Origin of the sequence: Tabrizicola sp., assembly GCF_030373185.1 — a bacterium.
Classification (GTDB): Bacteria; Pseudomonadota; Alphaproteobacteria; order Rhodobacterales; family Rhodobacteraceae; genus Tabrizicola.
In genome coordinates this window covers 147,280-172,755 of the sequence record NZ_JAUCZH010000006.1, presented here as the reverse complement: position 1 = coordinate 172,755, position 25,476 = coordinate 147,280, and the positions used below count along the sequence as shown (strand labels likewise).

General features: G+C 61.4%; 28 protein-coding genes and 1 other RNA gene. 17 read left to right on the top strand and 12 right to left on the bottom strand.

From position 1 onward, the window contains the following. Nucleotides 1-72 precede the first annotated feature (72 nt). The 12 genes from QUV21_RS13205 (at nt 73) to QUV21_RS13150 (ending at nt 11,795) form a co-directional block, all read left to right on the top strand. Nucleotides 73-255, top strand: coding sequence for a hypothetical protein (locus tag QUV21_RS13205; protein ID WP_300855573.1), 183 nt, complete (start codon nt 73-75; stop codon nt 253-255). A 111-nt stretch (nt 256-366) separates the two neighbouring features. Continuing rightward, entirely contained in the window at nt 367-1,221 is an 855-nt protein-coding gene (gene cpaB / locus QUV21_RS13200) for a Flp pilus assembly protein CpaB (RefSeq protein WP_300855571.1), read from the top strand. A gap of 206 nt (nt 1,222-1,427) precedes the next feature. Then, nucleotides 1,428-2,822 (top strand): type II and III secretion system protein family protein, encoded by a 1,395-nt coding sequence (locus QUV21_RS13195; protein ID WP_300855570.1) that lies wholly within the window; start codon nt 1,428-1,430, stop codon nt 2,820-2,822. A gap of 4 nt (nt 2,823-2,826) precedes the next feature. Further along, nucleotides 2,827-3,474 (top strand): OmpA family protein, encoded by a 648-nt coding sequence (locus QUV21_RS13190; RefSeq protein ID WP_300855569.1) that lies wholly within the window; start codon nt 2,827-2,829, stop codon nt 3,472-3,474. Between the two features lie 244 nt (nt 3,475-3,718). Further along, nucleotides 3,719-4,978 carry an AAA family ATPase gene (locus tag QUV21_RS13185; protein ID WP_300855568.1) on the top strand — a complete coding sequence of 420 codons (1,260 nt, stop codon included), beginning with the start codon at nt 3,719-3,721 and terminating at the stop codon, nt 4,976-4,978. Between the two features lie 19 nt (nt 4,979-4,997). Next, nucleotides 4,998-6,428 carry a CpaF family protein gene (locus QUV21_RS13180; RefSeq protein WP_300855567.1) on the top strand — a complete coding sequence of 477 codons (1,431 nt, stop codon included), beginning with the start codon at nt 4,998-5,000 and terminating at the stop codon, nt 6,426-6,428. Between the two features lie 9 nt (nt 6,429-6,437). Next, the gene (locus QUV21_RS13175; RefSeq protein WP_300855566.1) at nt 6,438-7,406 is read left to right on the top strand and encodes a type II secretion system F family protein; all 969 of its coding nucleotides are present in this window, start codon (nt 6,438-6,440) and stop codon (nt 7,404-7,406) included. Between the two features lie 6 nt (nt 7,407-7,412). Beyond that, entirely contained in the window at nt 7,413-8,402 is a 990-nt protein-coding gene (locus QUV21_RS13170; protein ID WP_300855565.1) for a type II secretion system F family protein, read from the top strand. Nucleotides 8,403-8,423: 21 nt separating this feature from the next. After that, a complete protein-coding gene (locus QUV21_RS13165) occupies nt 8,424-8,975 on the top strand; it encodes a tetratricopeptide repeat protein (protein ID WP_300855564.1) in 552 nt (183 codons plus the stop codon). Nucleotides 8,976-9,060: 85 nt separating this feature from the next. Beyond that, nucleotides 9,061-9,918: a tetratricopeptide repeat protein gene (locus QUV21_RS13160; RefSeq protein ID WP_300855563.1), complete on the top strand. Its 858-nt coding sequence runs from the start codon at nt 9,061-9,063 to the stop codon at nt 9,916-9,918. Next, nucleotides 9,918-10,415, top strand: a complete 498-nt coding sequence (locus tag QUV21_RS13155; RefSeq protein WP_300855562.1) for a prepilin peptidase — start codon at nt 9,918-9,920, stop codon at nt 10,413-10,415. Before QUV21_RS13160 ends, QUV21_RS13155 begins: the two co-directional genes overlap by 1 nt. Nucleotides 10,416-10,478: 63 nt before the next feature. Next, a complete protein-coding gene (locus tag QUV21_RS13150; RefSeq protein WP_300855560.1) occupies nt 10,479-11,795 on the top strand; it encodes an ATPase in 1,317 nt (438 codons plus the stop codon). 53 nt (nt 11,796-11,848) lie between these two features. Here QUV21_RS13150 and QUV21_RS13145 read toward each other — a convergent pair whose 3' ends face one another. Next, nucleotides 11,849-12,394 carry a 5-formyltetrahydrofolate cyclo-ligase gene (locus QUV21_RS13145; protein WP_300855559.1) on the bottom strand — a complete coding sequence of 182 codons (546 nt, stop codon included), beginning with the start codon at nt 12,392-12,394 and terminating at the stop codon, nt 11,849-11,851. Next, on the bottom strand, nt 12,391-13,761 hold the full coding sequence (mgtE, locus tag QUV21_RS13140) for a magnesium transporter (RefSeq protein ID WP_300855558.1): 1,371 nt from the start codon (nt 13,759-13,761) through the stop codon (nt 12,391-12,393). The genes QUV21_RS13145 and mgtE overlap by 4 nt, the downstream gene beginning before the upstream one ends. A gap of 123 nt (nt 13,762-13,884) precedes the next feature. Here mgtE and guaD point away from each other — a divergent pair, with 123 nt between their 5' ends. Continuing rightward, nucleotides 13,885-15,183 (top strand): guanine deaminase, encoded by a 1,299-nt coding sequence (guaD, locus tag QUV21_RS13135; RefSeq protein WP_300855557.1) that lies wholly within the window; start codon nt 13,885-13,887, stop codon nt 15,181-15,183. A 30-nt stretch (nt 15,184-15,213) separates the two neighbouring features. Here guaD and QUV21_RS13130 read toward each other — a convergent pair whose 3' ends face one another. The 4 genes from QUV21_RS13130 to QUV21_RS13115 all read right to left on the bottom strand — a co-directional run bounded on the left by QUV21_RS13130 (nt 15,214) and on the right by QUV21_RS13115 (nt 18,422). Beyond that, nucleotides 15,214-15,531 (bottom strand): ribonuclease E inhibitor RraB, encoded by a 318-nt coding sequence (locus QUV21_RS13130; protein WP_300855555.1) that lies wholly within the window; start codon nt 15,529-15,531, stop codon nt 15,214-15,216. An 80-nt stretch (nt 15,532-15,611) separates the two neighbouring features. Next, nucleotides 15,612-16,952 (bottom strand): 8-oxoguanine deaminase, encoded by a 1,341-nt coding sequence (locus QUV21_RS13125; RefSeq protein WP_300855554.1) that lies wholly within the window; start codon nt 16,950-16,952, stop codon nt 15,612-15,614. 231 nt (nt 16,953-17,183) lie between these two features. Then, nucleotides 17,184-17,987: an inositol monophosphatase family protein gene (locus QUV21_RS13120; RefSeq protein WP_300855552.1), complete on the bottom strand. Its 804-nt coding sequence runs from the start codon at nt 17,985-17,987 to the stop codon at nt 17,184-17,186. Nucleotides 17,988-18,059: 72 nt separating this feature from the next. Beyond that, nucleotides 18,060-18,422, bottom strand: a complete 363-nt coding sequence (locus QUV21_RS13115) for a helix-turn-helix transcriptional regulator (protein ID WP_300855551.1) — start codon at nt 18,420-18,422, stop codon at nt 18,060-18,062. A 359-nt stretch (nt 18,423-18,781) separates the two neighbouring features. On the opposite strand from QUV21_RS13115, the gene QUV21_RS13110 reads away from it, so the two are divergent. After that, nucleotides 18,782-19,753: an NADPH:quinone oxidoreductase family protein gene (locus tag QUV21_RS13110; protein ID WP_300855550.1), complete on the top strand. Its 972-nt coding sequence runs from the start codon at nt 18,782-18,784 to the stop codon at nt 19,751-19,753. On the opposite strand, the gene QUV21_RS13105 is transcribed toward QUV21_RS13110, so the two are convergent. Then, on the bottom strand, nt 19,741-20,592 hold the full coding sequence (locus QUV21_RS13105) for a LysR family transcriptional regulator (RefSeq protein WP_300855549.1): 852 nt from the start codon (nt 20,590-20,592) through the stop codon (nt 19,741-19,743). The genes QUV21_RS13110 and QUV21_RS13105 overlap by 13 nt on opposite strands. Before the next feature lie 127 nt (nt 20,593-20,719). Here QUV21_RS13105 and QUV21_RS13100 point away from each other — a divergent pair, with 127 nt between their 5' ends. The 3 genes from QUV21_RS13100 to QUV21_RS13090 all read left to right on the top strand — a co-directional run bounded on the left by QUV21_RS13100 (nt 20,720) and on the right by QUV21_RS13090 (nt 22,419). After that, complete coding sequence (locus QUV21_RS13100; RefSeq protein WP_300855548.1) at nt 20,720-20,941, top strand: DUF1127 domain-containing protein; 222 nt, start codon at nt 20,720-20,722, stop codon at nt 20,939-20,941. A gap of 123 nt (nt 20,942-21,064) precedes the next feature. Next, nucleotides 21,065-21,802: a Bax inhibitor-1/YccA family protein gene (locus QUV21_RS13095; RefSeq protein ID WP_300855547.1), complete on the top strand. Its 738-nt coding sequence runs from the start codon at nt 21,065-21,067 to the stop codon at nt 21,800-21,802. 152 nt (nt 21,803-21,954) lie between these two features. Next, nucleotides 21,955-22,419, top strand: a complete 465-nt coding sequence (locus tag QUV21_RS13090; RefSeq protein ID WP_300855545.1) for a DUF411 domain-containing protein — start codon at nt 21,955-21,957, stop codon at nt 22,417-22,419. 125 nt (nt 22,420-22,544) lie between these two features. Here the strand turns inward: QUV21_RS13090 and rpmG are convergent, their stop codons facing one another. The 5 genes from rpmG to QUV21_RS13065 all read right to left on the bottom strand — a co-directional run bounded on the left by rpmG (nt 22,545) and on the right by QUV21_RS13065 (nt 25,470). Further along, nucleotides 22,545-22,712: a 50S ribosomal protein L33 gene (gene rpmG, locus QUV21_RS13085; protein ID WP_008027883.1), complete on the bottom strand. Its 168-nt coding sequence runs from the start codon at nt 22,710-22,712 to the stop codon at nt 22,545-22,547. A 102-nt stretch (nt 22,713-22,814) separates the two neighbouring features. Then, nucleotides 22,815-23,435 (bottom strand): hypothetical protein, encoded by a 621-nt coding sequence (locus QUV21_RS13080; RefSeq protein WP_300855542.1) that lies wholly within the window; start codon nt 23,433-23,435, stop codon nt 22,815-22,817. A gap of 170 nt (nt 23,436-23,605) precedes the next feature. Continuing rightward, nucleotides 23,606-24,005, bottom strand: an RNA gene (rnpB, locus tag QUV21_RS13075) — RNase P RNA component class A. An 11-nt stretch (nt 24,006-24,016) separates the two neighbouring features. Continuing rightward, entirely contained in the window at nt 24,017-24,718 is a 702-nt protein-coding gene (locus tag QUV21_RS13070) for an N-acetylmuramoyl-L-alanine amidase (protein WP_300855541.1), read from the bottom strand. Then, nucleotides 24,682-25,470, bottom strand: coding sequence for a hypothetical protein (locus QUV21_RS13065; RefSeq protein ID WP_300855539.1), 789 nt, complete (start codon nt 25,468-25,470; stop codon nt 24,682-24,684). The genes QUV21_RS13070 and QUV21_RS13065 overlap by 37 nt, the downstream gene beginning before the upstream one ends. Nucleotides 25,471-25,476: the final 6 nt, after the last annotated feature.

Here is a 25,476-nt window from a genome sequence, read left to right as displayed (position 1 = left end):
CTAAAGTTTCGCCGCAATCGGCCGTCAAGATTGGGCTAAGAGAAGTATGGTGCCATAAATCGGAGAGCCGGTATGCTTGGTTTGAAGCACTTTGTTACGGACGAAACTGGGGCAGTCACGGTTGACTGGGTGGTTCTCACCGCTGGGGTCGTGATACTGGCGGTCATCGTCGCGCCTCCGATCCAGCGTGCCGTTTTTGAAAACGGCGAGAAGATCGGCGATACTGTCGCCGAGTACAAGAAGTTCATGGAATAGGGCAGAGCTGTCCACCTGCTGCCAACGGGGCGCCCGGCCATTGGCTTGAAGGGGCGCCCTTCTGATATTAAGATCGAAACCCGACAGAGCCGCAGAGCGTAGGGGAAGAAAATGAGAGCAGTGTTCGGATTGGTTCTCGTCGTCGGCATGGCCCTTGCGGGTGCTGCTGTCTACATGATCCAGGGTTACATCAAGCAGACGGAAGTCCTGCTTCAGAACGAGCGCGCATTCAACGAGAAGGCCGGCAGGCTGGTCGAGGTCTTTGTTTTCAACAAGCCCCTCAACTTTGGCGACGCGCTGCAAGAGGGTGACGTTCAGCTGATCTATTGGCCCGAGCGGGCATTGCCTCCGACGATCTTCCGCGATCAGGCGGAACTGTTCCCGGAAAATGCGCCCGGGCCGCGCTATGTCATGCGCCCCACCGAAGCGTTCGAGCCGGTTCTGGCCAGCCGCCTGACCGAACCCGGGCAGCTTGCCGGGCTTACCGCCAAACTCGGGGCCGGCCAGCGCGCCTTTGCGATCCGGGTCGGCGTTGCTTCGGGCGTCTCGGGGTTCGTCAAGCCCGATGACTACATCGACATCTACTGGACCGGCGGCGTGGCGGGCATGAACGGCGAAGTCACACGGCTGATCGAAAGCTCGATCCAGATCATTGCGGTCGACAACGCCTTCAACGAAGCCCAGACCGTCAGCACGGGCGATGCCAGAACAGTCACCGTCGCAGCCACGCCAGAGCAGGTTGCCCGCCTGGCGCAAGCCCAATCGACCGGGCGTCTGTCCATGTCGCTTGTTGGAAGCGGCGATGACATCGTCACCGACAGGATCGAGGTCAACACCGACTCCATGCTTGGGATCGAGCGGGAGCAGGTTGTTGTCGAAGCACCGAAGGAAGTCGAAAAAGTCTGCACTATCAAGTCTCGCCGGGGTGGCGAGGAAGTGGAGACGGTCATTCCCTGCCGCGATTGATGCGGTGGAATATCTGCGGGGCGCGGCCACATCATATGGGGTCGCGCCCCATTCATTTTGCAAGACATTGCGGTCTGTTGCAGTTTGCCCACATCAACAAAACCTTCCAACCAATTGATTATTGCAAATAAACGGCACCTACTGCATTCTGGCCGAGATAAGGGCATCCAAGACCCTACAGAGGCGTGGTCGAAAGGGCAGATCACATGAACATGAAACGAATTCTTGTTGCGGGTTATCTCGGTGCGCTTCTTGCATCGACAGTCATGACTCCGGTTACCGCCGAAGTCCTGCGTGTTTTGCAGGGTCAGGCATCAGGCGCACTGAACGTTCCGATGAACCGGGCCGTTGTCGTTGAAAGTGACGTTCCGTTTGCGGAACTGTCGATCGCGAACCCGGGCATTGCCGACATCTCTACCCTGTCGGACCGCTCCATCTACGTTCTGGGCAAGGCGCCGGGGCGAACGACGCTCACACTCTTGTCGCCGGAAGGCGCACTGATCTCGAACGTCGACGTGCATGTCACGCCCGACATCGCCGAGTTCAAGGAGCGGCTCCAGCAGATCCTTCCGGGCGAACCGATCGAAGTGCGCACCGCGAATGATGGCATCGTGCTGTCGGGTCAGGTCTCTTCGACCGCCAAGCTGGACCGGGCGCTGGATCTGGCAAACCGCTACGCACCTGACCGGGTGTCGAACCTGATGGTGGTCGGTGGCACCCAGCAGGTGATGCTGAAAGTCCGCTTCGCCGAGATGAGCCGCACGGTTTCCAAAGGCTTCTCGTCTTCGGTGGCTTTAGGCGATGGCGGCAGGCTTCGTGGTGAAAGCGGAACCTACCTTCAGGGTGCCAACGGGCTTGGCTTGCCGATCACGGTGTCCGGCAACCCCAACGGCGCAATCGGCCTTGGCGGGTCGATCGGCGGGCTGGAGTTCGAGGTTCTGCTTGAAGCCCTTGAAAGCAAGGGCATGGTCCGCACCCTGGCCGAACCAAACCTGACCGCACTTTCCGGGCAAGAGGCGAAGTTCCTTGCCGGGGGTGAGTATCCAGTTCCCGGAGAATCGGATTCGGGCGGGATCACGGTCAGCTACAAACCCTTCGGTGTTGAACTGAACTTTACCCCCGTCGTGGTCGATCAGGACATCATCAACCTGACAATTGACGCCGCCGTATCATCCATCGATACGACCAACGGCTTCACACAGTCCGATGGCACGGTCATTCCGGCTTTCCGCCAGCGTCAGACCTCGACCACGGTCGAAATGCGCGACGGTGAAAGCTTTGCGATTGCCGGGCTTTTGCAGGACGACTTCAGGAATGGAGCATCGCAGATCCCGTGGATCGGGGATATTCCGATCCTTGGCGCGCTGTTCCGCAGCTCGGATTATCAACGCGCACAGACCGAACTGGTCGTGATCATCACGCCGCATCTGGTGACCCCGGTGGCCGGAGAGGCGCTTGCCCTGCCGACCGACCGGGTGCGCATCCCGACCGAGCGTGATCTGTTCCTGTTCGGCAAAGTTGCGACCGGACCGAAAAGCGGCGGCGCGGGCGAAGTGGCCCGGCAGGACTTCAGCAGTTCCTACGGCTATGTGATGGAGTGAGATGATGACCAGTATGCTTCCAAAGCTGCTTGCAGCCTCTGCTCTTGTCACTCTGGCCGCTTGTGGCTCTGAATATACCACAAGCTTCGACAAGGAACTCGGCTCTGAAGTCGACAAGGGCCAGTTCGGCAACGCCACGATGAACAACACCCTGATCCAGACGGGTCAGATCGAATACACCGTTGCCCTGGCCCAGCGTTTTGCGGCCGAGGTTCCGGACACGATCAACTTTGCCTTCAACAGTGCCGAGCTGTCCGATGAGGCGCGGTCGATCCTTCAAAAGCAGGCGACCTTCATTCGCCAGTTCCCCGAAGTGCGGTTCCGTGTCTTCGGGCATACCGACCTTGTGGGTTCGGCCGGATACAACCAACGGCTTGGCTTGCGCCGCGCACAGGCGGCGGTGGCTTATCTTACCTCGCTTGGCGTCAGCAAGTCGCGGCTGGAAGCTGTCGTTTCCTATGGCAAGACCCGTCCGATCATCCAGACCAGCGCTCCGGAAATGCGCAACCGCCGCACGGTGACCGAGGTTTCGGGCTTCGTGTCGTCGCATCCGCTGGTGCTGAACGGCAAGTACGCCGAGGTGATCTGGCGCGAATACGTCACAAGCGCGACCCGCGCCCACAGCGGCACGGTAGCCGATGGCGGCGAGTGAGGCCTGACTAATTCGACTTCGGAAAGGCCGGGCCATCTGCCCGGCCTCTTCGTTTCCAGTATAGTGATAATCCCAGAATCAGGCATTTTTAGCCCAATTATCGCCACCATTCTTGACCAGTGTCCCCTATGTCGGCGATGGTTGGAGTCTGCACTTCCACAAGGGTTGTCCGTGGCATTGATCTTGCCACATACCCTTGGCAGTTCAGATACTTACGCACCGCACTGAAAGGACGCGACGCGAGATGACGAGCAAAGCAACAGTACAGAGTGACCCCGCGCCAATCTTGGCCTGCACAATCTCACGCGATGTGCAGCGATTCGATCTTCTGATCGACGATATGGAGCAGGAACTGGGCGAAGCCTGGGGCGACCTCAACTTTGAGGATGCGCTGGTGTTTCTCAAGCAGCCGGACAGTTCGGGCATGCAGTTTGTCGCCATTGCCGTGGACAGCGAGGACGAGAGCGAACTGTCGAAGATGAACGACGTGATCAAGGCGGCGAAGGCCAAGAAGATCAAGGTTCTTCTGATCGCCAATCAGGTCAGCCCGTCGGTCCTGCACCAGATGCTGAAACTCGGGGCCGATGATTTTGTCCCCTACCCGCTGCCGGAAGGCGCGCTGCACGAGTCGATCGAGCGGCTGCGCAAGCCAAGCCCGGTCATGCCGGAAGGCTATGACCCGGTTACCGGCATGTTCTCGGCTGTGACGCGCCCCAAAGGCGACCGCAACGGCGTGATCCTGCCAGTGCATGGCATGGCCGGGGGGGTTGGTGCCACGACCTTCGCGGCAAACCTTGGCTGGGAACTGTGCAATATTCCCGACAGCGAGGGAACCCGCGTCTGCATCATCGATCTGGACCTTCAGTTCGGGACGATCGCCACCTATCTTGACCTGCCGCGCAAGGAAGCGGTGCTGGAAGTACTGAGCGACACGGCGGGCCTGGACAGCGACAGCCTGATGAAGTCGATGCTGACCTTCAACGACAAGCTGTACGTCCTGACCGCGCCCGCTGACATGCTGCCGCTGGAAATGCTGACCCCTGAAGATGTGGGTCGGATTCTGGACATGGCGCAGGCAAATTTCGACTTTGTGATTGTTGACATGCCGTCAACAGTTGTGGCCTGGACAGAGGCAGTCCTGACCCGCGCCCATGTCTATTTTGCCCTTCTGGAGCTTGATCTGCGGTCTGCCCAGAACATCCTGCGCTTCATCCGCGCTCTCAAGGCCGAGGCTTTGCCGCATGACAAGGTGCGCTATGTCCTGAACCGGGCGCCCAAGTTCACCGATCTTTCGGCCAAGGCGCGCGTCAAGCGGATGGCGGAAAGCCTTGATATCCAGATCGAGGTTCAATTGCCCGATGGCGGCGAACAGGTGACGCAGGCCAATGACCACGGCCTGCCGATTTCCGAGAACGCCGCAAAGAATCCGCTTCGCAAGGAACTGCAAAAGCTTGCCAAGTCACTGTATGATTTGAATAAATCTGTCGAAGTCGCCAAGTCGTGACGAAGTAGGGGGCTGATCCGTGTTTACTCGTTTCAACAAGACCACGCCGACCGGACGCGCCGGTGCCGCTGTAGCCGCAGATCCGGCCTTGGTGGAAAAGCCGGGCCTTACGGCACGGATGGCTGCCCCGATCTCGCAAAAGACCGCCGCCGAGGCCATGGCGGCGGACCGCGACAAGAAGCGCAAGGAACGCCTGACCGAACTCAAGGTCGAGATCCATAAACGGCTGCTGGAAGACCTGAACCTGTCCGCGCTGGAATCAGCCACCGAACAGAACCTGCGTCAGGAAATCTCGTCGCTTGCCTCGGAAGCGCTGGACGAGATGTCGGTCGCCCTGAACAAGGAAGACCGCCTTGCACTGACGCAAGAGCTTTATGACGAGGTGATGGGCCTTGGCCCGCTGGAGCCGCTGCTCAAGGATGACACGATCAACGATATCCTCGTAAACGGCCCGCGCCGCATCTTTGTGGAACGCGCCGGCAAGCTGGAACTTTCCGACGTGACCTTCCGCGATGAACGCCACCTGTTGCGGATCATCGACAAGATCGTGTCCGCCGTGGGCCGCCGGGTCGATGAATCGAACCCCTATTGCGACGCCCGCTTGCAGGATGGCAGCCGTTTCAACTGCATGATCCCGCCGATCGCGGTGGACGGGTCGCTGGTTTCCATCCGGAAATTCAAGAAAGACAAGCTGCGGATCGACGATCTGGTCAAGTTCGGCGCCTTCACCGATGAAATGGCGGCCTATCTGCAAGCGGCAGTGTCCTGCCGTCTGAACATCATCGTTTCGGGCGGCACGGGTTCGGGCAAGACGACAACGCTCAACGCGCTGTCCTCTTTCATCGACAACCATGAGCGTGTGCTGACGATCGAGGATACGGCGGAACTTCAGCTTCAGCAGGTCCACGTCGGCCGGATGGAGAGCCGCCCGGCCAACGTCGAGGGCAAGGGTGCCGTCACCCAGCGCGACTGCCTGCGGAACGCGCTTCGTATGCGGCCTGACCGCATCATCGTGGGGGAAACCCGGGGTGAAGAAGTGATCGACATGCTTCAGGCGATGAACACCGGCCACGACGGCTCGATGACCACGATCCACGCCAACAACCCGCGGGACGCCATCAGCCGTCTGGAAAACATGGTCGCCATGGCCGGGATCGAGATGCCGCTGAAGGCGGTACGCAGCCAGATCGCCTCGGCCGTCAACCTTCTGGTGCAGGCCAGCCGCCTTCAGGACGGCACCCGCCGCATGACTTCGATCACCGAGATCACCGGCATGGAAGGCGAGGTCATCTCGATGCAGGAAGTCTTCCGCTTTGAACGCCTTGGGATCGAGCCTTCGGGCCGGATCATCGGCCGCTTCAACGCCACCGGTATCCGGTCTTCCTTCTCGGACCGGTTCCGCCAGTGGGGCTATGATCTGCCGGCCTCGATCTACGAACCGACCATCTGAGGCACGCACATGCAGATCAGCGCAGCACCCCTTATCTATTTCCTGATATTCGTTGCCGTCGTGGTGATCGTCGAAGGGATTTACCTGACGGTTTTCGGCAAGTCGATCAGCCTGAACAATCGGCTCAGCCGTCGTCTGACGCTGCTGGAAAAGAACGCCAACCGCGAACAGGTTCTGGAACAACTTCGCAAGGAGATGAACCAGCACCTGAATTCGAAGAACATCCCGCTGTATTCGGTCTTCGCGAAAAAGGCCCAGCGCGCGAATATCGCCTTTTCTCCACAGGCGCTGATCGGGATCATGGGGCTGGTTTCGGTTCTGGCCTTCCTGATGTTGACCGTCATGACCAGTGCAGAGGTTGGCATCCGCTTGATCCTGTCTGTCGCCATGGGGATCGGTGGGGTCTACTACTGGGTCAACCGCAAGGCCAAGAAGCGCATGTCGCTTCTGGAAGAACAACTGCCCGATTCCATCGAGTTGATGGTCCGCAGCCTGCGGGTAGGCCACCCGTTCTCGACCGCGATCGGGATTGTGGCCAAGGAAATTCCCGATCCACTGGGATCGGAGTTCGGTGTCATCGCTGACGAGGCTGCCTATGGCCGCGATGTGACAGAGTCGCTCAAGGCCTTTGCCGAACGGATGGACAGTCAGGATTTGCGGTTCCTTGCGGTTGCTGTGTCGATCCAGCAGCAGTCTGGCGGCAACCTGGCCGAAATTCTGGACGGCCTGTCCAAGGTTATCCGCGCGCGCTTCAAGCTGTTCCGCCGCGTCGCCGCCATCACCGCCGAGGCGAAATGGTCCGGCATGTTCCTGTCCGGCTTTCCGATTGCCGCGCTGATCATGATCAACGTGATCAAGCCGGACTATTATGACGGTGTCAGGGATACGCCTGCCTTCATCCCGGCGGCGCTGTTTGTCATCGTGTTCCTGATCATCAACATCATCTTCATGAAGGTGATGACCAACATCAAGGTTTGAACGGCCATGAACCCGCTTTCCGAACTGAACACCATGCTGACCGATGCGCTTGGCCCTCTTGGCCCGCTGATCGCGGTTGGCATGCTGGGGCTGCTGCTGATCCTGCTTGCCCTTCCGATCGTCATGAAGCGCCAGCGCGACCGTTTTCGCGAGTTGAAGGACACGTCCCAGCCTGCCGCCAACACCAATGACAAGAAGCGTGCGCTGCGCCGGAACGAACGGATGGACAAGCTTGAACGCTTTGCCCAGTTCCTTGAACCGCAAAAGAAGGACGAACTCTCTGCCGCGAAGCTGAAGATGCTTCGGGCGGGCTATACGTCGAAAAACGCCGTTCGCATGTTCCACGCGATGCAGTTTCTGCTTGGCATCGCTTTCCTGATCCTTGGTCTGATCTATGCCCTGATCAAGTCGGTCACCGGCGACCTGACCACCAATTCCATGCTGGTCTATTCGCTGCTGCCCTGTGCCATCGGCTACTACATTCCGCGCTACTGGGTCGACAAACGCCTTGAACAGCGCCAGACCGAAATCATCCAGGGCTTCCCTGACGCGCTTGACCTGATGCTGGTCTGCGTCGAGGCCGGCCAGTCGCTTGACCAGTCGCTGATCCGTGTCGGCAAGGAAAGCCGGGCTGGCTATCCGGCGCTGGCGGACGAATTCGACATGGTTGCCCAAGAGGTGAAGGCCGGCAAGGAACGGACAACGGTTCTGAAGGACATGGCGGAACGGGTTGGCGTCCCGGATGTGGCCTCGTTTGTGACCACGCTGGTGCAGTCGGCGACGTTCGGCACATCGGTTGCGGATGCCTTGCGTGTCTATTCCGCCGACATGCGCGACAAACGGGTCATGCGGGCCGAAGAAAAGGCAAACATGTTGCCTACAAAACTGACCCTTGGCACTATGCTGTTCACAGTTCCGCCACTTCTGGTCATTCTGATCGGTCCCTCTGTCTATGGCATCGCAACGATGCTGGGCAACATGCGGCCCGGGGGGTGATGGCGGCAGACAAGGGTTGACGTGCGTCTACATGGTCTTTCACTTTTGCTGCTTGTTGCACTTGGCGCCTGCACTCCGTCCGGCGGTGTATCGCGGAACGTCCCATATGGCGTAGACGCGCGCGGCGATGCGGTGGACGGGCTGATTGTCGGCCACCGGCTGATGGAAGCTGGCGAATACGAGCTGGCGCTGAAAGCCTATTACCGCGCGGCCGCGACCAACGGGGTGAACGTGGACACGCTTTCTGCGATCGGATCGGCAAATCTGGCGCTCGGCCGGATTGGTCAGGCTGAAAAGATCCTGCGTCGCGCGATTGAAGAAGACCCGACATTCGTGCCAGCCATCAACAATCTTGGTGTTGCGCTGATGGAAAGCGGCCAGTTGGGCGAAGCACGCGCCGTATTTCAGCAGGCTTTCGCCCAGGATAGTGGCCAAACAGACTCGATCCGCGAAAATCTGAAGCTCGCTATCGCCTCAACCGAGGCGGGCGTATATGATCCGATGGAAGAAAAAGGTGAGTTCCGCCTCGTGCGGCGTGAAAAGGGCAAATACGTCCTTCTTACGCAGCTTTGAGGGAAGGGCTCCGAGCAGTAGAAGATTGAGCAGTCGAAGATCGAGAAGTCGAAAATCGGGCAGTCTGGAAAAAAAGGACGCGAATATGCGCCACCCTGTTCTTGTTGCACTGTGCCTTGGAAGCACGGTCTTTCTGTCAGCCTGTCAGCAGAACTCTGACGAGCAGGTTCAGCGGGCTTTGAAAGACATCAACGTCATCGACGAATCAAACCTCAATGAGGTGATGCTGACCGTTGCGGACCCAAATGAGGCGGTCGCCTATTTCGCGAAGGCGTCACAACAGAACCCTGACCGCATCGACCTGATGCGGGGACTTGGCAAATCCCTGAGCCGCGCCCAGAAGCCGACCGAGGCCGCGCAAATCTGGCGCCGTGTGATCGAACACCCCGAAGCCACGTCGGAAGACAGGGTGATGCTGGCCGATACGCTGATCCGGTCGAACCAGTGGGCCGAGGCAAAGGCGGAACTGAACCAGATTCCCCCGACGCATGAATCTTTCGACCGCTACCGGCTTGAAGCGATGATCGCCGACTCGGACAAGAACTGGAAAAAGGCCGACAGCTTCTACGAGATCGCCGTCGGACTGACCACAAAACCAGCCGGGGTGCTGAACAACTGGGGCTTTTCCAAGCTGACCCGTGGCGAACACGCCGGGGCCGAGAAGCTGTTCGCCGAGGCACTGACCTACGATCCAGGCCTGTTCACGGCGAAAAACAACCTGGTTCTTGCCCGTGCCGCCCAGCGCAAATATGACCTGCCCGTGGTGCGGATGACACAGACCGAACGCGCCGAGTTGTTGTATTCCATGGCGCTGGCGGCGATCAAGCAAGGCGATGTGACGGTGGGCAAGGGTCTGTTGCAGCAAGCCATCGACACCCATCCGCAGTTTTTCGAAGCTGCCACCCGCAGCCTTGAAGCCATCGATGCGAATGTGACGCTGTGATGATCACCCCGACCGGCGCCCTGATTCTTATCGTTCCCGTCCTTCCCATCGCTGTCTGGGCCGCAGTCAGCGACATGAAGCGGATGAAGATCCCGAACAATGCCGTGCTGGCGCTGGCTGCCGTGTGGCCGCTTCTTGGCTGGCTGGCGGTGGCCACATGGGCCGCTTGGCTCTGGGGCTTTGCCTTGATGGCAATCGTTCTGGTTGCGGGCTACCTGTTGTATACTACCGGCACTTTCGGCGCGGGTGACGCGAAATATGCCGCTGCCATGGCGCCGATCTTTGTTGGCACAAACATTGGCCCGATCCTGCTGTTGATTGCTGCCTGCCTGATCGGCGCACTGATCACGCACCGGGTCATGCGGGCGATTCCGGCGATCCGGCGCATGACGCCGGACTGGCAAAGCTGGACCGAACGGCGTTATTTCCCGTTGGGATTTGCATTGTCGGGGATTGTGGTCTTCTATCTTGTTGCCGCCATCTGGCCGCAAGTCTGACACAAGTCGCATTTAAGCTCTAAATCAACGCAGTCTGCTGCCATTGTCCACGGAGCTGGTTGAATGAACGCTGAATCCCCGGTGTCGAACGTTACGCCACCACCCTCGCCCCGGTCGCTTGCCGACACGGGTCTTTCGACCATCATGATGCGGGACATCCTGCTGAAGTCCATGTTCCGGACCAATCAGGATCAGGTGTCTGTCCTGTCGAAGGTGGTCTGTCTGCCGGTGCCACTGGTCCAGGAACTTGTGGACCTTGCCCGGACGCAGAAACTGGTGACCGCGACCGGCACGATGCACGCCACCGCTGGCAACGAAATGGGCTATGAGCTGACGGATGCCGGCAAGGCGCGCGCGCTGGATGCGCTGTCGCAGTCGGAATATTACGGCGCGATGCCGGTGCCGCTGGACCAGTATTCGGTGCAGATCAAGCGCCAGTCGGTGCGCGACATCCGGCTGAACAAGGAACAGCTGATGTCCGGCATGGGCCATCTGATCCTGCCGCCCGACTTGATTGACAACCTTGGGCCTGCCGTCACCTCGGGCCGGTCGATCCTGCTTTACGGTCCGCCCGGCAACGGTAAATCCTCGATCAGCCACGGCATCCGCGCCGCTTTGGGCGACAAGGTCTATGTGCCACGGGCAATTGAATATTCAGGCCAGATCATCTCGGTCTATGACCCGATCGTGCATAGCGCCGCCGAGGCGAATGTCGATGACCCGAACTCGTTGCGCCGCACGTCGAACAAGTTCGACAACCGCTATGTCTATTGTGAGCGCCCCTCGGTGATCACCGGCGGTGAACTGTCGCTTGAGATGCTCGACCTGACCTACAACCCCACGGCCCGCACCTATCAGGCGCCGCTGCAACTGAAGGCCACCGGCGGCATCTTCATCATCGACGACCTTGGCCGTCAGGCCGAACCGCCGCAGAAGATCGTCAACCGCTGGATTGTGCCGCTGGAAGAAAGCCGCGATATCCTTGCGCTGCAATCGGGCGAAAAATTCACCGTGCCGTTTGACACGCTGGTGATCTTTTCCACCAACTTCCACCCGAACCAGATCTTCGATGGCGCGGCGTTGCGTCGTATCTTCTTCAAGATCAAGATCGACGGACCAAACCAGGAAAACTTCCTGAAGATCTTCGCCATGGTCGCCCGGAAGAAGAAGATGCCTCTGGACGAAACCGCCCTGATGCATCTGATGAAGGTCAAGTTCCCGACGATCGAGAATGTCTATGCGAACTACATGCCGGTCTTCCTGATCGACCAGATGATCTCGGTGTGCGATTTCGAGAACATCCCCTATCAGATGACACCAGAGCTGATCGACCGGGCCTGGAGCAACATGTTCGTACGTCAGGAAGAAATCGCCCACTGACGGGCCGGTCTGGCCAATCGCTGCGGAACAATCCGGCGAGGGACAACAGGGCGTCAGCTGAAAAGCGTGACGCCCTTTTCCGTGACAATCGCATCAAGTCGCTGATCTGTCGCATCGATCGGCACCTGAGCAACCTCTTGCGCCGAAAAGGCAAAGCCCACCGCCAGCACCGGCCCCGAGGCGCGCAAACCTTCCAGTGTGCGGTCATAAAAGCCTCCGCCATAGCCCAGCCGGTAGCCGCGCGCGTCAAACGCCAGAAGCGGCACGATCAGCACCTCCGGTTCCACCCAGACGCCTTCCTCCGGGATCAGCGCCTTGAACGCGCCTTCCACCATCTTTGCGCCGGGGGACCATTCGCGAAACCGCAGGGGTTGCGCCTTGCCGATGATCACAGGCACGCCCACCGGCCCCTGATGCGCGGCCATGGCGGGCAAGGGATCAATCTCGGTCCGCATCGGCATGTAGCCCGCAAGCACCCGCCCCCCCTGCCCCGCCAGGTAATCCGCGAGAATCTCTGCCGCCTGGCCCTGCCCCGCCGCAAAGGCGGCCTTGCGCGCGGCAAAGGCAGCCTCTCGTGCCATAGATTTGATATCGTTCATAAAAGCACCATCGCTGCCAGGCTCAGGAACACGAAGAACCCGACCACATCCGTCACCGTCGTGACAAATGTCCCCGAGGCGAGCGCCGGGTCCACTCCTGCCCGCTCCATCATCACCGGCACCAGGATGCCCGCCATTCCGGCCACCACCAGATTGACCACCATCGCCGCCGCGATCACCATTCCCAACGTCGGATCACCAAACCAGATCCAACTGACCAACCCCATTACCACCGCGAAGAACACCCCGTTCAACAGCCCTACAGCCGTCTCACGCCAGATCACCCGACCGACGTTGGCCCCGGTCAGATCACGAGTAGCCAAGGCCCTGACCGCAACGGTCAGCGACTGCGTCGCCGCATTACCGCCCATCGAGGCGACAATTGGCATCAGCACCGCAAGCGCTACCAGCCGGGCAATCGCATCCTCGAACTGTGCGATCACCATACTCGCCAGAATCGCCGTCAGCAGGTTCACGAACAGCCATGGCAACCGCTGCCGCGTCGTCTCGAGTACCCGGTCGGAAATCGAACTTTCGTCGCCCACACCGGCCAGACGCAGCATGTCCTCCTGGTGTTCCTCATCCAGCACGTTCATCGCGTCATCGATGGTGATCACGCCGACCAGGCGACCGCCCGCATCGACAACAGGGCAGGAAATCAGGTGGTACTGGTTGAACACATAGGCCACATCGGCCTCGGGCTCTGCCGCCTCGATGGTGCGGAAACTGTCCTCGGTGATGTCGCGCAAGGCCACGTCCCGGCGCGACGACAGCAAGCGACCCAGAGTGACATAGCCCTGAGGCTCCATCCGCGGATCAACCAGGATCACATGGTAGAACTGGTCCGGCAGATGGTCCGCAGCGCGCAGGAAATCGATCGCCTCACCCACGGTCCAGTGCTCTGGTGCGACCACCGTTTCGCGCTGCATCAAGCGGCCCGCGGAATATTCCGGGTATGCCATCGCCTGTTCCACGGCAAGGCGGTCCGCATCTTCCAGCGCGTTCAGGATCAGGCCCTGCTGCGGCGGGTCCAGGTCTTCAAGGATGTCGACCACATCGTCGGATTCAAGATCGCGCACCGCATGGGCCAAAACCTCGGGCGGCAGGCTTTCGATCACCTCTTCGCGGATCGCGTCCGAGATTTCAGACAGGATGTCCCCGTCGATCTCATGCGACCAAAGCGCCAGCAGCGCGCGCCGATCCGCCCCGCCGATCTGCTCCAAGAGGTCGGCGATGTCGGCGGCGTGCAGCGGTTCCAACAGCGCGTCGAGGCCTGAACGGTCCTCGGTCGAGACGGCGCGCAGCACCGCGTCAATACGGTCCTGATCCAGCGTTTCGTCTTCCGGGTCCGCCAGATGTTCCGCCATTCCGCCTCCAAACCGATTGCCGCGACCTTAGCGAAAGCTGTTTCAAGGAAACAGGGGCCAGAGGCAAATTTACCCCTGCCCCTAAAGGTCGTAGGTTACAGCGGCAAGAACAGGGACATGGTGATGGCCGATCTTCTTCTGGGGCAGGTGATCCGTTTTCAGGGTGACCCGTTTGCAAGCGACGATGCTGCGCAAACGATGGAACATGGCGCGGTGCTGGTGGATCAGGGGCGCATCGCCGCCTTGGGCGAGGCAGCGGATCTGCGCGCCCGCTTTCCCATGGCAACGGTGCATGACTATGGTCGGCGGCTGATCTCGGCGGGCTTCATCGATGCCCATGTGCATTACCCGCAGACCGCCATCATCGCCTCTTGGGGCAAGCGGCTTATCGATTGGCTGAACACCTACACCTTCCCAGAGGAAATGCGCTTTGCCGACCGCGCCTATGCCGATGACATCGCGGCGCGCTATCTTGATCTGGTTTTGGCGCGTGGCACGACCACGGTTTGCAGCTATGCCACGATCCACCCCGAAAGCGTGGACGCGATCTTTGCGGCGGCACAGACCCGGGGGATGCGGGTCTTTGCCGGAAAGACCTGCATGGACCGCAACGCCCCCGAAGGCCTGCGCGATACCGCGCAATCGGCCTATGACGACAGCAAGCGCCTTCTGGAACAGTGGCATGGGGTGGACCGACTGTCTTATGTGATCACACCCCGGTTTTCGCCAACCTCAACCCCCGAACAGCTTGCCGCCCTTGGCGCGCTTTGGCGTGAATACCCGAACTGTCTGATGCAGACCCATCTTTCCGAACAGCCGGACGAGATCGCCTGGGTCCGGGAACTTTTCCCCCAGTCGCGCGACTATCTGGATACCTATGAGGCGCAAGGGCTGTTGCGGGAAGGGGCTGTCTACGGCCACGCCATCCACCTGACCGACCGCGAACGGGCTCGGTTGGTGGAAGCCGGGGCAAGCCTTGTCCATTGCCCGACCTCGAACACCTTCATCGGCTCGGGCCTGTTCGACATGGGCCTTGCGCGGCAGTTGCGGGTGGGCCTTGCAACCGATACCGGGGGTGGATCCTCGTTTTCGATGCTGCGGACGATGGCTGCGGCTTATGAGGTGGCGCAATTGCGCGGCCAGTCGCTGCATCCGTCTCAGCTTTGGTGGCTGGCAACGCAGGGCTCTGCCCGGGCGCTGCGGTGCGAAGGTCGGATCGGCAATATCGCCGTGGGGATGGAGGCTGATCTGGTGGTGATCGACCTGGCCTCGACCCCTGCCATTGCACAGGCCGCGGCGCGGGCGAATGACCTGTGGCAGGCCATGTTCCCGACGATCATGATGGGCGATGACCGCGCGGTGTCAGCGGTCTGGCTGGGCGGCAAGCGCCATGAGCCCGAAACCTCCGGAGGCGGTACCTGACAGGATGATTCCTGGGCTGACCCCGCGCGCCTACTCCGCCAGTTCCCAGCCGTCAGGATAGAAATCGTGCTTCAGCGCGATGGATGTGGCGATGCGTTCGTAGTGCCAGATATCCTCGGCCGTCACCGGGATCGGCCCGATCGACGCGATCAGCGTCTCGCCGTCCTTGGCGCGCCGGGTGTTGAACCCCTCCAGCCGCAAGGCGCGTTCCAGCGCTGGCCAGCTTGCATCCAGTTCTTCGATGAAGAAGGCATAGTCGATCACCGCCGTCTTCGGCAGGCTGACGCCCTTCGACTGGCGGAAGGTGTCAAAGGTTTCGCGTCGCTGGGCTTCGAAGTTATGGTCCATCGGGGTCTCCTTGCCAGCCTTCTAACGCAAGGCCCGCGCGCCCGCTAGATCCGGGTGCGGCGGGCGGGAATTGCTTGCGTCTAGCGGGCCAGGGCCTGTGCGAGCCGGTTCTGCCGTTCGATCACGCGCGGCAGGTCCAGCGTTACCATCTGGCCGTCGCGCACCACCGGGCGCCCTTCGACGATCAGGTGTCGCACCCGGGTCGGACCGCACAGCACAAGTGCGGCGACCGGATCCCAACTGCCGGCCGCCTCGATCCCCGAGACATCCCAGATTGCCAGATCCGCGCGCTTGCCGGGTTCGAGCGACCCCAGATCATCACGCCCAAGCACCCGCGCGCCGCCAAGCGTCGCAATCTCCAGCGCTTCACGGGCGGACATGGCATCAGCTCCGTTGGACACCCGCTGCAAAAGCATGGCCATCCGCGCCTCACCAATCAGGTTTCCGGCATCATTGGAGGCCGATCCATCAACGCCAAGCCCCACCTTGACCCCTGCGTTACGCATGGCTCGGACCGGGGCAATGCCGGACCCGAGTCTACAATTCGAACATGGGCAATGGGCTACCCCCGTCAGACTGCGGGAGAAAAGTTCAATTTCAGAACTATCCAGCTTCACGCAATGTGCGTGCCAGACATCCGGGCCGGTCCAGCCAAGATCTTCGGCATATTGCCCCGGACGGCAGCCAAACTGGGCGAGGGAATAGGCGATATCCTCATCGTTCTCGGCCAGATGGGTGTGCAGCATCACGCCCTTGTCACGCGCCAGAAGGGCCGCGTCGCGCATCAGATCCCGGCTGACCGAAAAGGGCGAACAGGGGGCAAGGCCCACCCGAACCATCGCACCGGGCCCGGAGTCGTGGAACCGGTCAACCACGCGGATCATGTCGTCAAGAATGGCCGGTTCACGTTCCACCAACGCGTCGGGCGGCAGACCACCGGCACTTTCGCCAATGCTCATCGCACCACGGGTGGGGTGAAAGCGCAGGCCGACTTCCTGCGCGGCCGCAATGGTATCATCCAGCCGTGCGCCGTTGGGATAGAGGTAGAGATGGTCCGAGGTCAGCGTGCAGCCCGACAGCGCCAGTTCGGCCAGACCGACCTGCGCAGAGGTAAACATCTCATCAGGTCCAAAGCGCGACCAGATCGGGTAAAGCGTCTTCAGCCAGCCAAAAAGCAGAGCATCCTGCCCACCGGGTACGGCGCGGGTCAGGGTCTGGTACAGGTGGTGGTGGGTGTTCACGAGCCCGGGCGTCACCACGCAGCCCGTGGCATCAATCACTTCGGCCTTTGCTTCTGGCAGGCCGTGGCCCAATGCAAGAATCACCCCGTCGCGCAGGAAGATATCGGCCCCGGCAAGTTCTGCCCTTCCGGGGTTCATTGTGACCACGGCGGCGGCATTTCGGATCAGAATGTCAGACATGGTGCAGCCTTTGCGCACCCTTCGGTTTCATGGGGAAACCACTGCAATCCGTCAGAAGGGAGAAGGACACGGACAGCCGACCGCAGTCTATGCCTGCCCTTGCCCCACTGGCAAGAGGTGGGCGCGGGGTGGGAGACGCAAACCCGAAGTCCAGGCGTTTGAAGTGGGGAGTCTGCCCAGACCTCCCCGCAGGGTGTTTCCGAAAAGAGCGAACGAGACCGATAGTGGGGCTCAGCCGTTCAGAAGAGCCACCACTTCGGCATGCAATTCCTTGCTGGCGGCGGCGAGGATCCGGCCACCGTCATGGGCCGGGCGGCCCTGCCAGTCGGTCACGATGCCACCCGCGGCCTCGATCACCGCGATCGGGGCCTGGACGTCATAGGCCTGCAAGCCCGCCTCGATCACAAGGTCGATCTGACCGGCGGCGATCAACGCGTAGGCGTAGCAGTCGGTGCCATAGCGCACCAGCCTTGCCTTCGGCGCGACGCGGCGGAAGGCAGCGGATTCGTCGGGGGTGCCAACCTCGGGGAAGGTGGAGAAAAGGATCGACTGTGACAAAGGGCGCGGGCTGCGGACCGACAGGGTGCTTTCGCCCATCGGGCCATGCATCCGGGCATGGCCAAGCCCACCTTCGAACCGCTCGCCGATGTAGGGCTGGTCAATGATGCCGTAAAGCGGGCCTTCGGCATCGCGCACCGAAATCAGGACACCCCAGGTCGGCGTGCCAGACATGTATCCACGCGTGCCATCAATGGGGTCCAGCACCCAGGTCAGGCCTGACGTCCCTTCTTTGGGGCCGAATTCCTCGCCGAGGATCGCGTCATTCGGGCGGCGGCGCGCAAGGACAGCACGCATGCGTTCTTCCGACAGCCTGTCGGCTGCCGTCACGGGGTCAAAACGGTGGCTTTCCTTGGTATCAGCGGCCAGATCGCGGCTACGGAAGAACGACAGCGTTGCCACCCGCGCCACATCGGCCAGTTCATGCGCGGTGGCGACCAGTTCGGTCGCCAAGGCGTTGGAAACCCGCATGGCCATCCCTTCCCCGCAATCGCAGGCAAAGGCAGCCTGCCCTGCGGGCGCTAAAGGCTCGCAGGGCGAAGGTCAAGATCAGGCGGCTTCCGACAGAACCCGGGCCAGATCGAACAGGCGGCGGCGCTGCGCTTCGGGGATGGCATAGTAGGACCGGACGAGTTCCAGAGCCTCTTTGTCTGCCATCATGTCGCCCTGAGCCTGCGCCGCAGCGGCCTGACCGTCAGCAAGACCCTCAAAGAAGAACGAGACCGACACGCCCAGCGCATCCGCGACGTCCCAAAGACGCGAAGCGCTGACCCGGTTCATCCCGGTCTCATATTTCTGGATCTGCTGGAATTTGATACCCACCTTGTCGGCGAGCTGCTGCTGCGTCATGCCCACCATCCAGCGGCGATGGCGGATACGCTTGCCGACGTGTGCGTCTACGGGATGCTTCATTCTTCACTCCAACTACAGTATTCAGTCCCCTCATGGATATCCAAGCAAGTTTCGTGCCAGAACTGGAAAGTTCAGAAGTTATCCCGAGAAAAATCAACCTCGGGTCAAAACCTGTCCTTTTCGACAGGGTCAATTATACAGGTGAATAAGACACGGCGGGGTTGTTCGAGCCGACACCCTTTGCGAACCTTCCCCTTGCTGCGCTCGCCTTTTGCGCGAGTTCCATATTGCATTGCAAAATGCAAAAATAGCAAAAAATCTTCGCAAAGTGAAAAGATACAGTCCGGCAAATGGCGATAGACTGTGCAGCAAACCGAAAACAATATACGCAATGCACAAGCGGAAGGCAGGGCAAAATCATGCGCGCATGGCAAATCAATACCGTTGGAGGCCAGCCAGAGCTTGGCGTCCTGAATGACCCGATTCCCGCAGAAGGCGAGGCACTTGTGCGCGTCATGGCGGCGGGGCTGAACTTCGCCGACCTGCTGATGATCGAAGGGAAATATCAGGTCCGCCCCAAGCTGCCTTTCGTGCCGGGCATGGAATTCTCCGGCGTGATCGAGGCGCTGGGGCCGCATACGACCGGCCCCCGACCCGGCACGCGTGTGCTTGGGGTCTGCGGTGCCGGGGCGCTGGCCGAAAGGCTGTGCCTGCGGGCGGACCGGCTGTCACCTCTGCCTGACGCCATGGGCTTTGACGAAGCGGCGGGATTTCCGATTGCCTATGGCACCTCGCATCTGGCGCTGAGCTACAAGGCGCGCTTGCAGCCGGGAGAGACGCTGTTCGTTACCGGGGCAGCGGGTGGCGTCGGGTTGACGGCGGTGGAGATCGGCAAGCGGCTGGGGGCGACTGTCATCGCCTCGGCGCGGGGGGCGGACCGGCTGCGTGTGGCGCAGGCGGCGGGGGCGGATCATCTGATCGACAGCGAGGCCCCCGGACTGAAGGACGCGCTGCGATCGCTGGGTGGTGTCGATGTGGTTTATGATGCCGTAGGCGGCCCGGCCTTCGACGAAGCCTTGCGCGCGTGCAAGCCGGATGGCCGGCTCCTTGCGATCGGGTTTGCGTCGGGTCAGGTGCCGCAGGTTCCTGCAAACGTCCTTCTGGTGAAGAACCTGACTGTGTCGGGCTTCTGGTATGGCGGATATGAGACACACGCCCCTGCCCTTGTGGCAGCAAGCATGGCCGAATTGCTGCGTTGGCGGGCCGAAGGCGGGCTGCGGCCCCATATCGGCCAGACCTTGCCGTTCGAGGCCTTCCCCGAAGGACTCGACCTGCTGCGCTCTCGCCGCGCGACTGGCAAGGTGGTGATCCGGGTGGATCAGCAGCAGTAGGCGCAGCGCAACTCGGCCATCAGCATATCCATGGCCTCATCCTTCCGGCGGTCGGCGCGGTAGAGCGCCAGCTTCATCTCGCCCAGGGGCGGCAGTTGGTTTTCGGTGGCAATGACGCAGGTGCCATCGGGAATGCTGCCTGCCATCCGGGCGGTCACGGCAAGATCGGCGGCTACGGTTGCCTCGACAGCCTGCTCGCTTTCGCCACCGGTGGCCAGTTGCCACGGAATATTCGCCGCATCCAGCAAGGCCTGTGCGCGCGGGCGAAAGATGCAGGTATCCTTGAAGCCCAGCCGCAAGGGCCGCCGTTGCCAGGCGTTGCCATCCACCGCGCCAACCCAGACCAAAGGCCGAAGGCCCAGCACCTCGGCCCCAGGATCGGGGGTTTCCTCGGTCGTCAGAATCACATCAAAGCCGCCACGCTCGAACTCCTGTTTCATCAGCACGGTGAAGGAGGAGACCAAATTGATCCGCAGGCAGGGCCAGGCCTGCGCCATCCGCTTGAGAATTCCGGGGATCGCGGGGTAGACCACATCATGCGGCACCCCCAGACGGATCTCGCCTTCGCAAGCGGTAGCGGCAAAGCGCGAAAGCGCCTCATCGTTGAGCGCCAGCATCCGGCGGCCGTAGGAAAGAAGCTGTTCGCCTTCGGGTGACAGCGCCAGCTTGCGCGCGGCGCGCAGGAAAAGCTGCATCCCGAGCGAATCTTCCAGCCGCTTGATCTGCATCGAGACCGCCGACTGCGTCAGGTTCAGATAGCCCGCAGCCCGGGTGACCCCGCCGACATCGGCAACGGTGACGAAAGATCGCAAGGCGGCAAGGTCGAGATTACGAGGCATATCACAGATCCTGATGTTTGGCGTCACAATCATTCGTTTTCATCATGAAGCAAGATCGGGCAAAAGATCAAGCATCGTGATGCAAAAATTGAACAGCATCACATCCAGCAATGAAACGGAGGCCGCCATGTCCGCCAAAGCTCTTTCAATCCCGCTGATCCGCCTTCTGAGTCCCCGTCCCGTAGCGGGCTTGTGGCGCCTGATCGCACTGTCACGGTCGCGTCGGCATCTTGCCCGGCTGGACGACCATCTTTTGCGCGACATCGGGCTGAGCCGGGCCGAAGCAGAAGCCGAGGTGGCCCGCCCAGTCTGGGATGCCCCCCCGCACTGGCACCGCGACAATGTCTGAGGAAAACACTTCGCATTTCAGGCCATGAACGCTTGAAATCGCAGCCCATAATGCCGATATTCCACCCACGAGGTCGCGCCGGTTCCCCCGGCGTTGCCCTTAGGGACAACATCGGAGGCTTCTATGGCTCAATATGAAACGATCCGCAGCGTAGGCGTCGGCGCCCGCGCGCAGATCGACGAAGGGCTTCGCGCCCATATGAACAAGGTCTACGGGCTGATGTCCGTAGCAATGCTGGTAACGGCCGGTGTGGCATGGTCTGTCGGTACGTCCGACGCGCTGATGTCGATCTTCCGTGACCCGATGACGATGCGCCCGAATATCCTGGGCTGGGTGGTGATGTTTGCCCCGCTGGCGATGGTTTTCGCCTTTGGTGCGATGATCAACAAGCTGTCGGCGGCTGGCGCGCAGCTGTTCTTCTATGCCTTCGCGGCGGTGATGGGCCTGTCGCTGGCCTGGATCTTCAAGGTCTTTACCGGCGTATCCATCGCCCAGACCTTCCTGATCACGGCCATCGCCTTTGCGGGCCTGTCGCTTTACGGCTATGTCACCAAGCGTGACCTGTCGGGGATGGGAACCTTCCTGATGATGGGCCTGATCGGCCTGATCGTCGCGATGATCGTGAACATCTTCCTCGGCTCGGGAATGCTGGCTTTCGCGATCTCTGTCATCGGTCTGCTGATCTTCGCCGGTCTGACGGCCTATGACACGCAGAAGATCAAGAACGACTACATCCAGCATGCGCAGGCGATGGATCAGGAATGGCTTGGCAAGGCTGCCATCATGGGCGCGCTGAACCTCTACCTCGACTTCATCAACATGTTCATGTTCCTGCTGCAATTCATGGGCAACCGCGAATAATCGCACCTGCCCAAAGCACCAGACGCAACCCGGCCAGAGCCTCTCTGGCCGGGTTTTTTCGTCGCAGAAGCGTGATCGGGAATGGTCCCGGTGCGGCTGTCGCCAGACGCAGTCTGCGCTATGCTGCGGTAAAGCCTGCAATGGGGGTTATCATGCCTGTCATCCTTTCCCGCCGGACGCTGATCGCCAGCGCCGCCGCCATGCTGGCCCTTCCGGCGCGCGCCGAGGTGCCTGCGATACATGTCGTCAAAGACCCCGACTGCGGGTGCTGCGGGGCCTGGGTGGCACATCTGACCGCCGAAGGTTTTGCCGCCACGATCGAGGAACGTGATATCGAAAGCCTTGCCGCCTACAAGTTGGAGATGGGGGTGCCGGCCAACCTTGCCTCGTGCCACACAGCCACCATCGCGGGCTATGTGATCGAGGGCCATGTCCCCGCCGCCGACATCCTCCGCCCGCTGGCAGAGCAACCGGATGCGATTGGCCTTTCGGTGCCGGGCATGCCCTACGGCTCCCCCGGCATGGGTCCAGAGGCCGAGCGTGAGGCGTATGACGTGGTGCTTTTGCACCGCGATGGCGGCAGTTCGGTCTTCACCAGCTACGCCGCAGCCACCTGACCGGGCCAGCCATGCGCCAGCGGCATCCGGCATGTTCGGATACCGTCAAGGCACCAGTCTGCACAAACAAACAAAACCGCGCCCGAATGGGGCGCGGTTTTTCAGTCTGACACAGGCGGCAGATCTTACTTGATCTTGCCTTCCTTGTATTCGACATGCTCCCGCTTGACGGGATCATACTTCTTGACGACCATCTTTTCGGTCATCGTGCGGGCGTTCTTCTTGGTGACGTAGAAGTGGCCGGTCCCCGCAGTGGAGTTCAGGCGGATCTTGATAGTGGCCGGCTTCGCCATGGTCGTTTCTCCTGCATCGGCAAACCCAAAGGTTCCCGGTGAAATCCTTGAAGCCCGCCTTTTATCGGCCTGCCCGGCAGAGTCAACCGCAAATGCGCGATATCATTTCCACATCTGGCCGCGCAACTCCCAAGGGGTGACCTTGCCATCGCCATCGGTATCGGCAGCGTCATACTGTGCCTTTTCCGCAGCCAGGAATTCGATCATCGTGACCTTGCCGTCCCCATCTGCATCCATTGCCGCAAATCGCGCGGCGTGCCGTTCCTGCATGGCGGCGGACCGTGCCGGGTTCATCCGGCGCATCATGTCCATCCGGCCACCGCCGATTTCCTCGGCTACAAGAACGCCATCTTGATCTGCATCCATGGCTACGAACATGACTTCGGCATGTGCGGCGGCTTCCTCGGCAGAAATCACGCCATCCTGATCAGCGTCCATCGCGGGCATGCCCATACCCATGCTGCCCATACCCATCCCCATTCCAGGGGGCATCATGCCTTGCCCCCAACCCGGGAAACCCCATCCAGGACCGGTTCCGGGACCACCCCCCCAGCCGGGACCGCCGCCATAGCCGGGTGCCATCATGCCCGGACCGCCTGACCACCAGCCATTGCCGGGACCATTGCCCCAGCCGTCCCACCACCCGCCTCCGGGCTGGCCCTGAGCGAAGGCGGTTGATCCCATCGCGGTCGTGATGAGGGAAATCATCAGCAATTTTCTCATGGTCACGACTCCTGTGAACAGACGAGCGGCCGCAGGTGAGCCGATCATGGCTGCATCATGATTGCGCGCGGATCTTGCGACATTGACCGGCGTCAATCGCAGGCGGCGGCGCCGGGGGGCGGCGCGGGGGCGACGGTGAATGACGCCGCAAAGTTCGTGAGAGGCCAAGGATGCGCGGAGGGCCTGTAAGCCGGATTTTGTCCAGGGCTTGCGCCCCTGGATGACCATTCCTCTGCCAACCGTGTTGCCACGGCGGTCAAGCTGCCAACCCGGGCCTCTCGGGCGTTGGCGTCCCTGCGGCGGTATCCCAAGCCTTGCGGCCCGGGACCAGCCCCGCGCGAGGCCCCTATTTGGCATTGCTCCGGGTGGGGCTTGCCGTGCCGGTCCTGTTGCCAGTCCCGCGGTGGGCTCTTACCCCACCGTTTCACCTTTACCCTTGCGAACAAGGGAAGTCTCTTCTCTGTGGCGCTTTCCCTGGGGTTGCCCCCGCCGGGGATTACCCGGCACCCTTGTCAACTGGAGTCCGGACTTTCCTCGGACGTTGCCGCCCGCGGCCATCCAGCCCTCCGCGCCGCGCCGGATTATGCCTGTGGCGTGATCACGTCAACTGGAAAGCGGCGGGCAAGGTCGGAGGCAAGAGCGCGGTCGGTTGCGTCAAGCGGGCCAGTGGCCCAAGGGCGGAAGCGCAGACGGAAGGCGGCAAGCAGCGTTTCCATCGGCAGATCGGGGTAGCCGAAGGCCACCAGATCGGCGGCAAGGTCACCCGGTTCCGCCGGTTCGGGCCAGACCGACAGCCCAGCCAAGGCAAGGCGGCGCCAGTCAAAGCGCGGGCCAGGATCGGCCTTGCGGTCAGGGGCCATGTCGCTGTGACCGATCACCGCGTGCGGCGGCAGCGACCAGCGCGACAGAATACCCCGCAACAGGGCTTCCAACGCCGCCATCTGTCGCGCGGAAAATGGCTGCGCCCCCGGGTTGGCAAGTTCGATCCCGATAGAGCGGGAGTTCACATCCCCCCGGCCACCCCAGACGCCCGCCCCCGCGTGCCAGGCGCGGAACTCTTCGGCAACCAGTGACAAGACCGTGCCATCGCAATCGATCAGATAATGTGCCGACACCTCGGCAACAGGATCACAAAGGCGCTCCAGCGCCTCGGCGCAGCTAGCCATTGCGGTGTAGTGCAGGACCACAAGTTCAGGCCGCTGCCCGCCCCGCCGTTCGCCGAAATTCGGGGACGGGTGCGTCAGCGTCACTGCAAGGCGGTGCGGAACGGACGCGGATCCCATGAACAGGCAAAGCCGTCGCCATCGGGGTCAACGCCCATCCGGTCACGTTCCGGCCCGCCCTTGGCAAGGAAATCCTGCTGCGCCTGATCCGGCGAGGCATATTTTCCGCAGGCGGCGTTCGGGTCACGGATCGACAAGCCGCCGCGTTTGTAAAGCTGCACGCCTGGCGCATGTTTGGTGGCCAGCGCGAACTCCACGATGTTCGGGCCGGTATCTCCGGGGCGCTGTGGCAGGTCTTTCGGCTGCACGATCACGTATTCGGCCCGGTTTTGCGCGATCCGCTGAGCATCGCTTTCAATCGATTCCCGCGAGGCCACGGCGTTGAAATCCTGCTCGTCCGAAATGCCTGCACTTCCCGCAACTTCCCCGGATTCTTCGCGGATACCGGCAGGTGCGCCGCCACGCGGGCGGCTAGAGCTGTCAGCCTGCGGCGGCAAAGGTGCAGGCTGGGCGAGCGGCGGCTGGGCAAGCGAAGGCTGGGCCGAGGCAAGCGGGCTTGCAACCGGGACTACACCTTCGGCGCGGTCAATCGCGGCAGCGGCAGCCGCAGGATCGAAGCTTGCCGAGGGCGGCGATATCACCACCGGGCCGCCCGTCACGGCTGGCGCGGGGCGCGCGCCGCGGATGTAGCTGTTATAGTCCTGAAATCCGACACCTGCGCCGCCGGTATCCTGGGCGGCTGGCGTGCAGGCGACCAAGGCAAGTGCAGCAAGAGCCGCACAACTGGCGGAGCCGAAGGAAAAACGGGTCATTGCTGC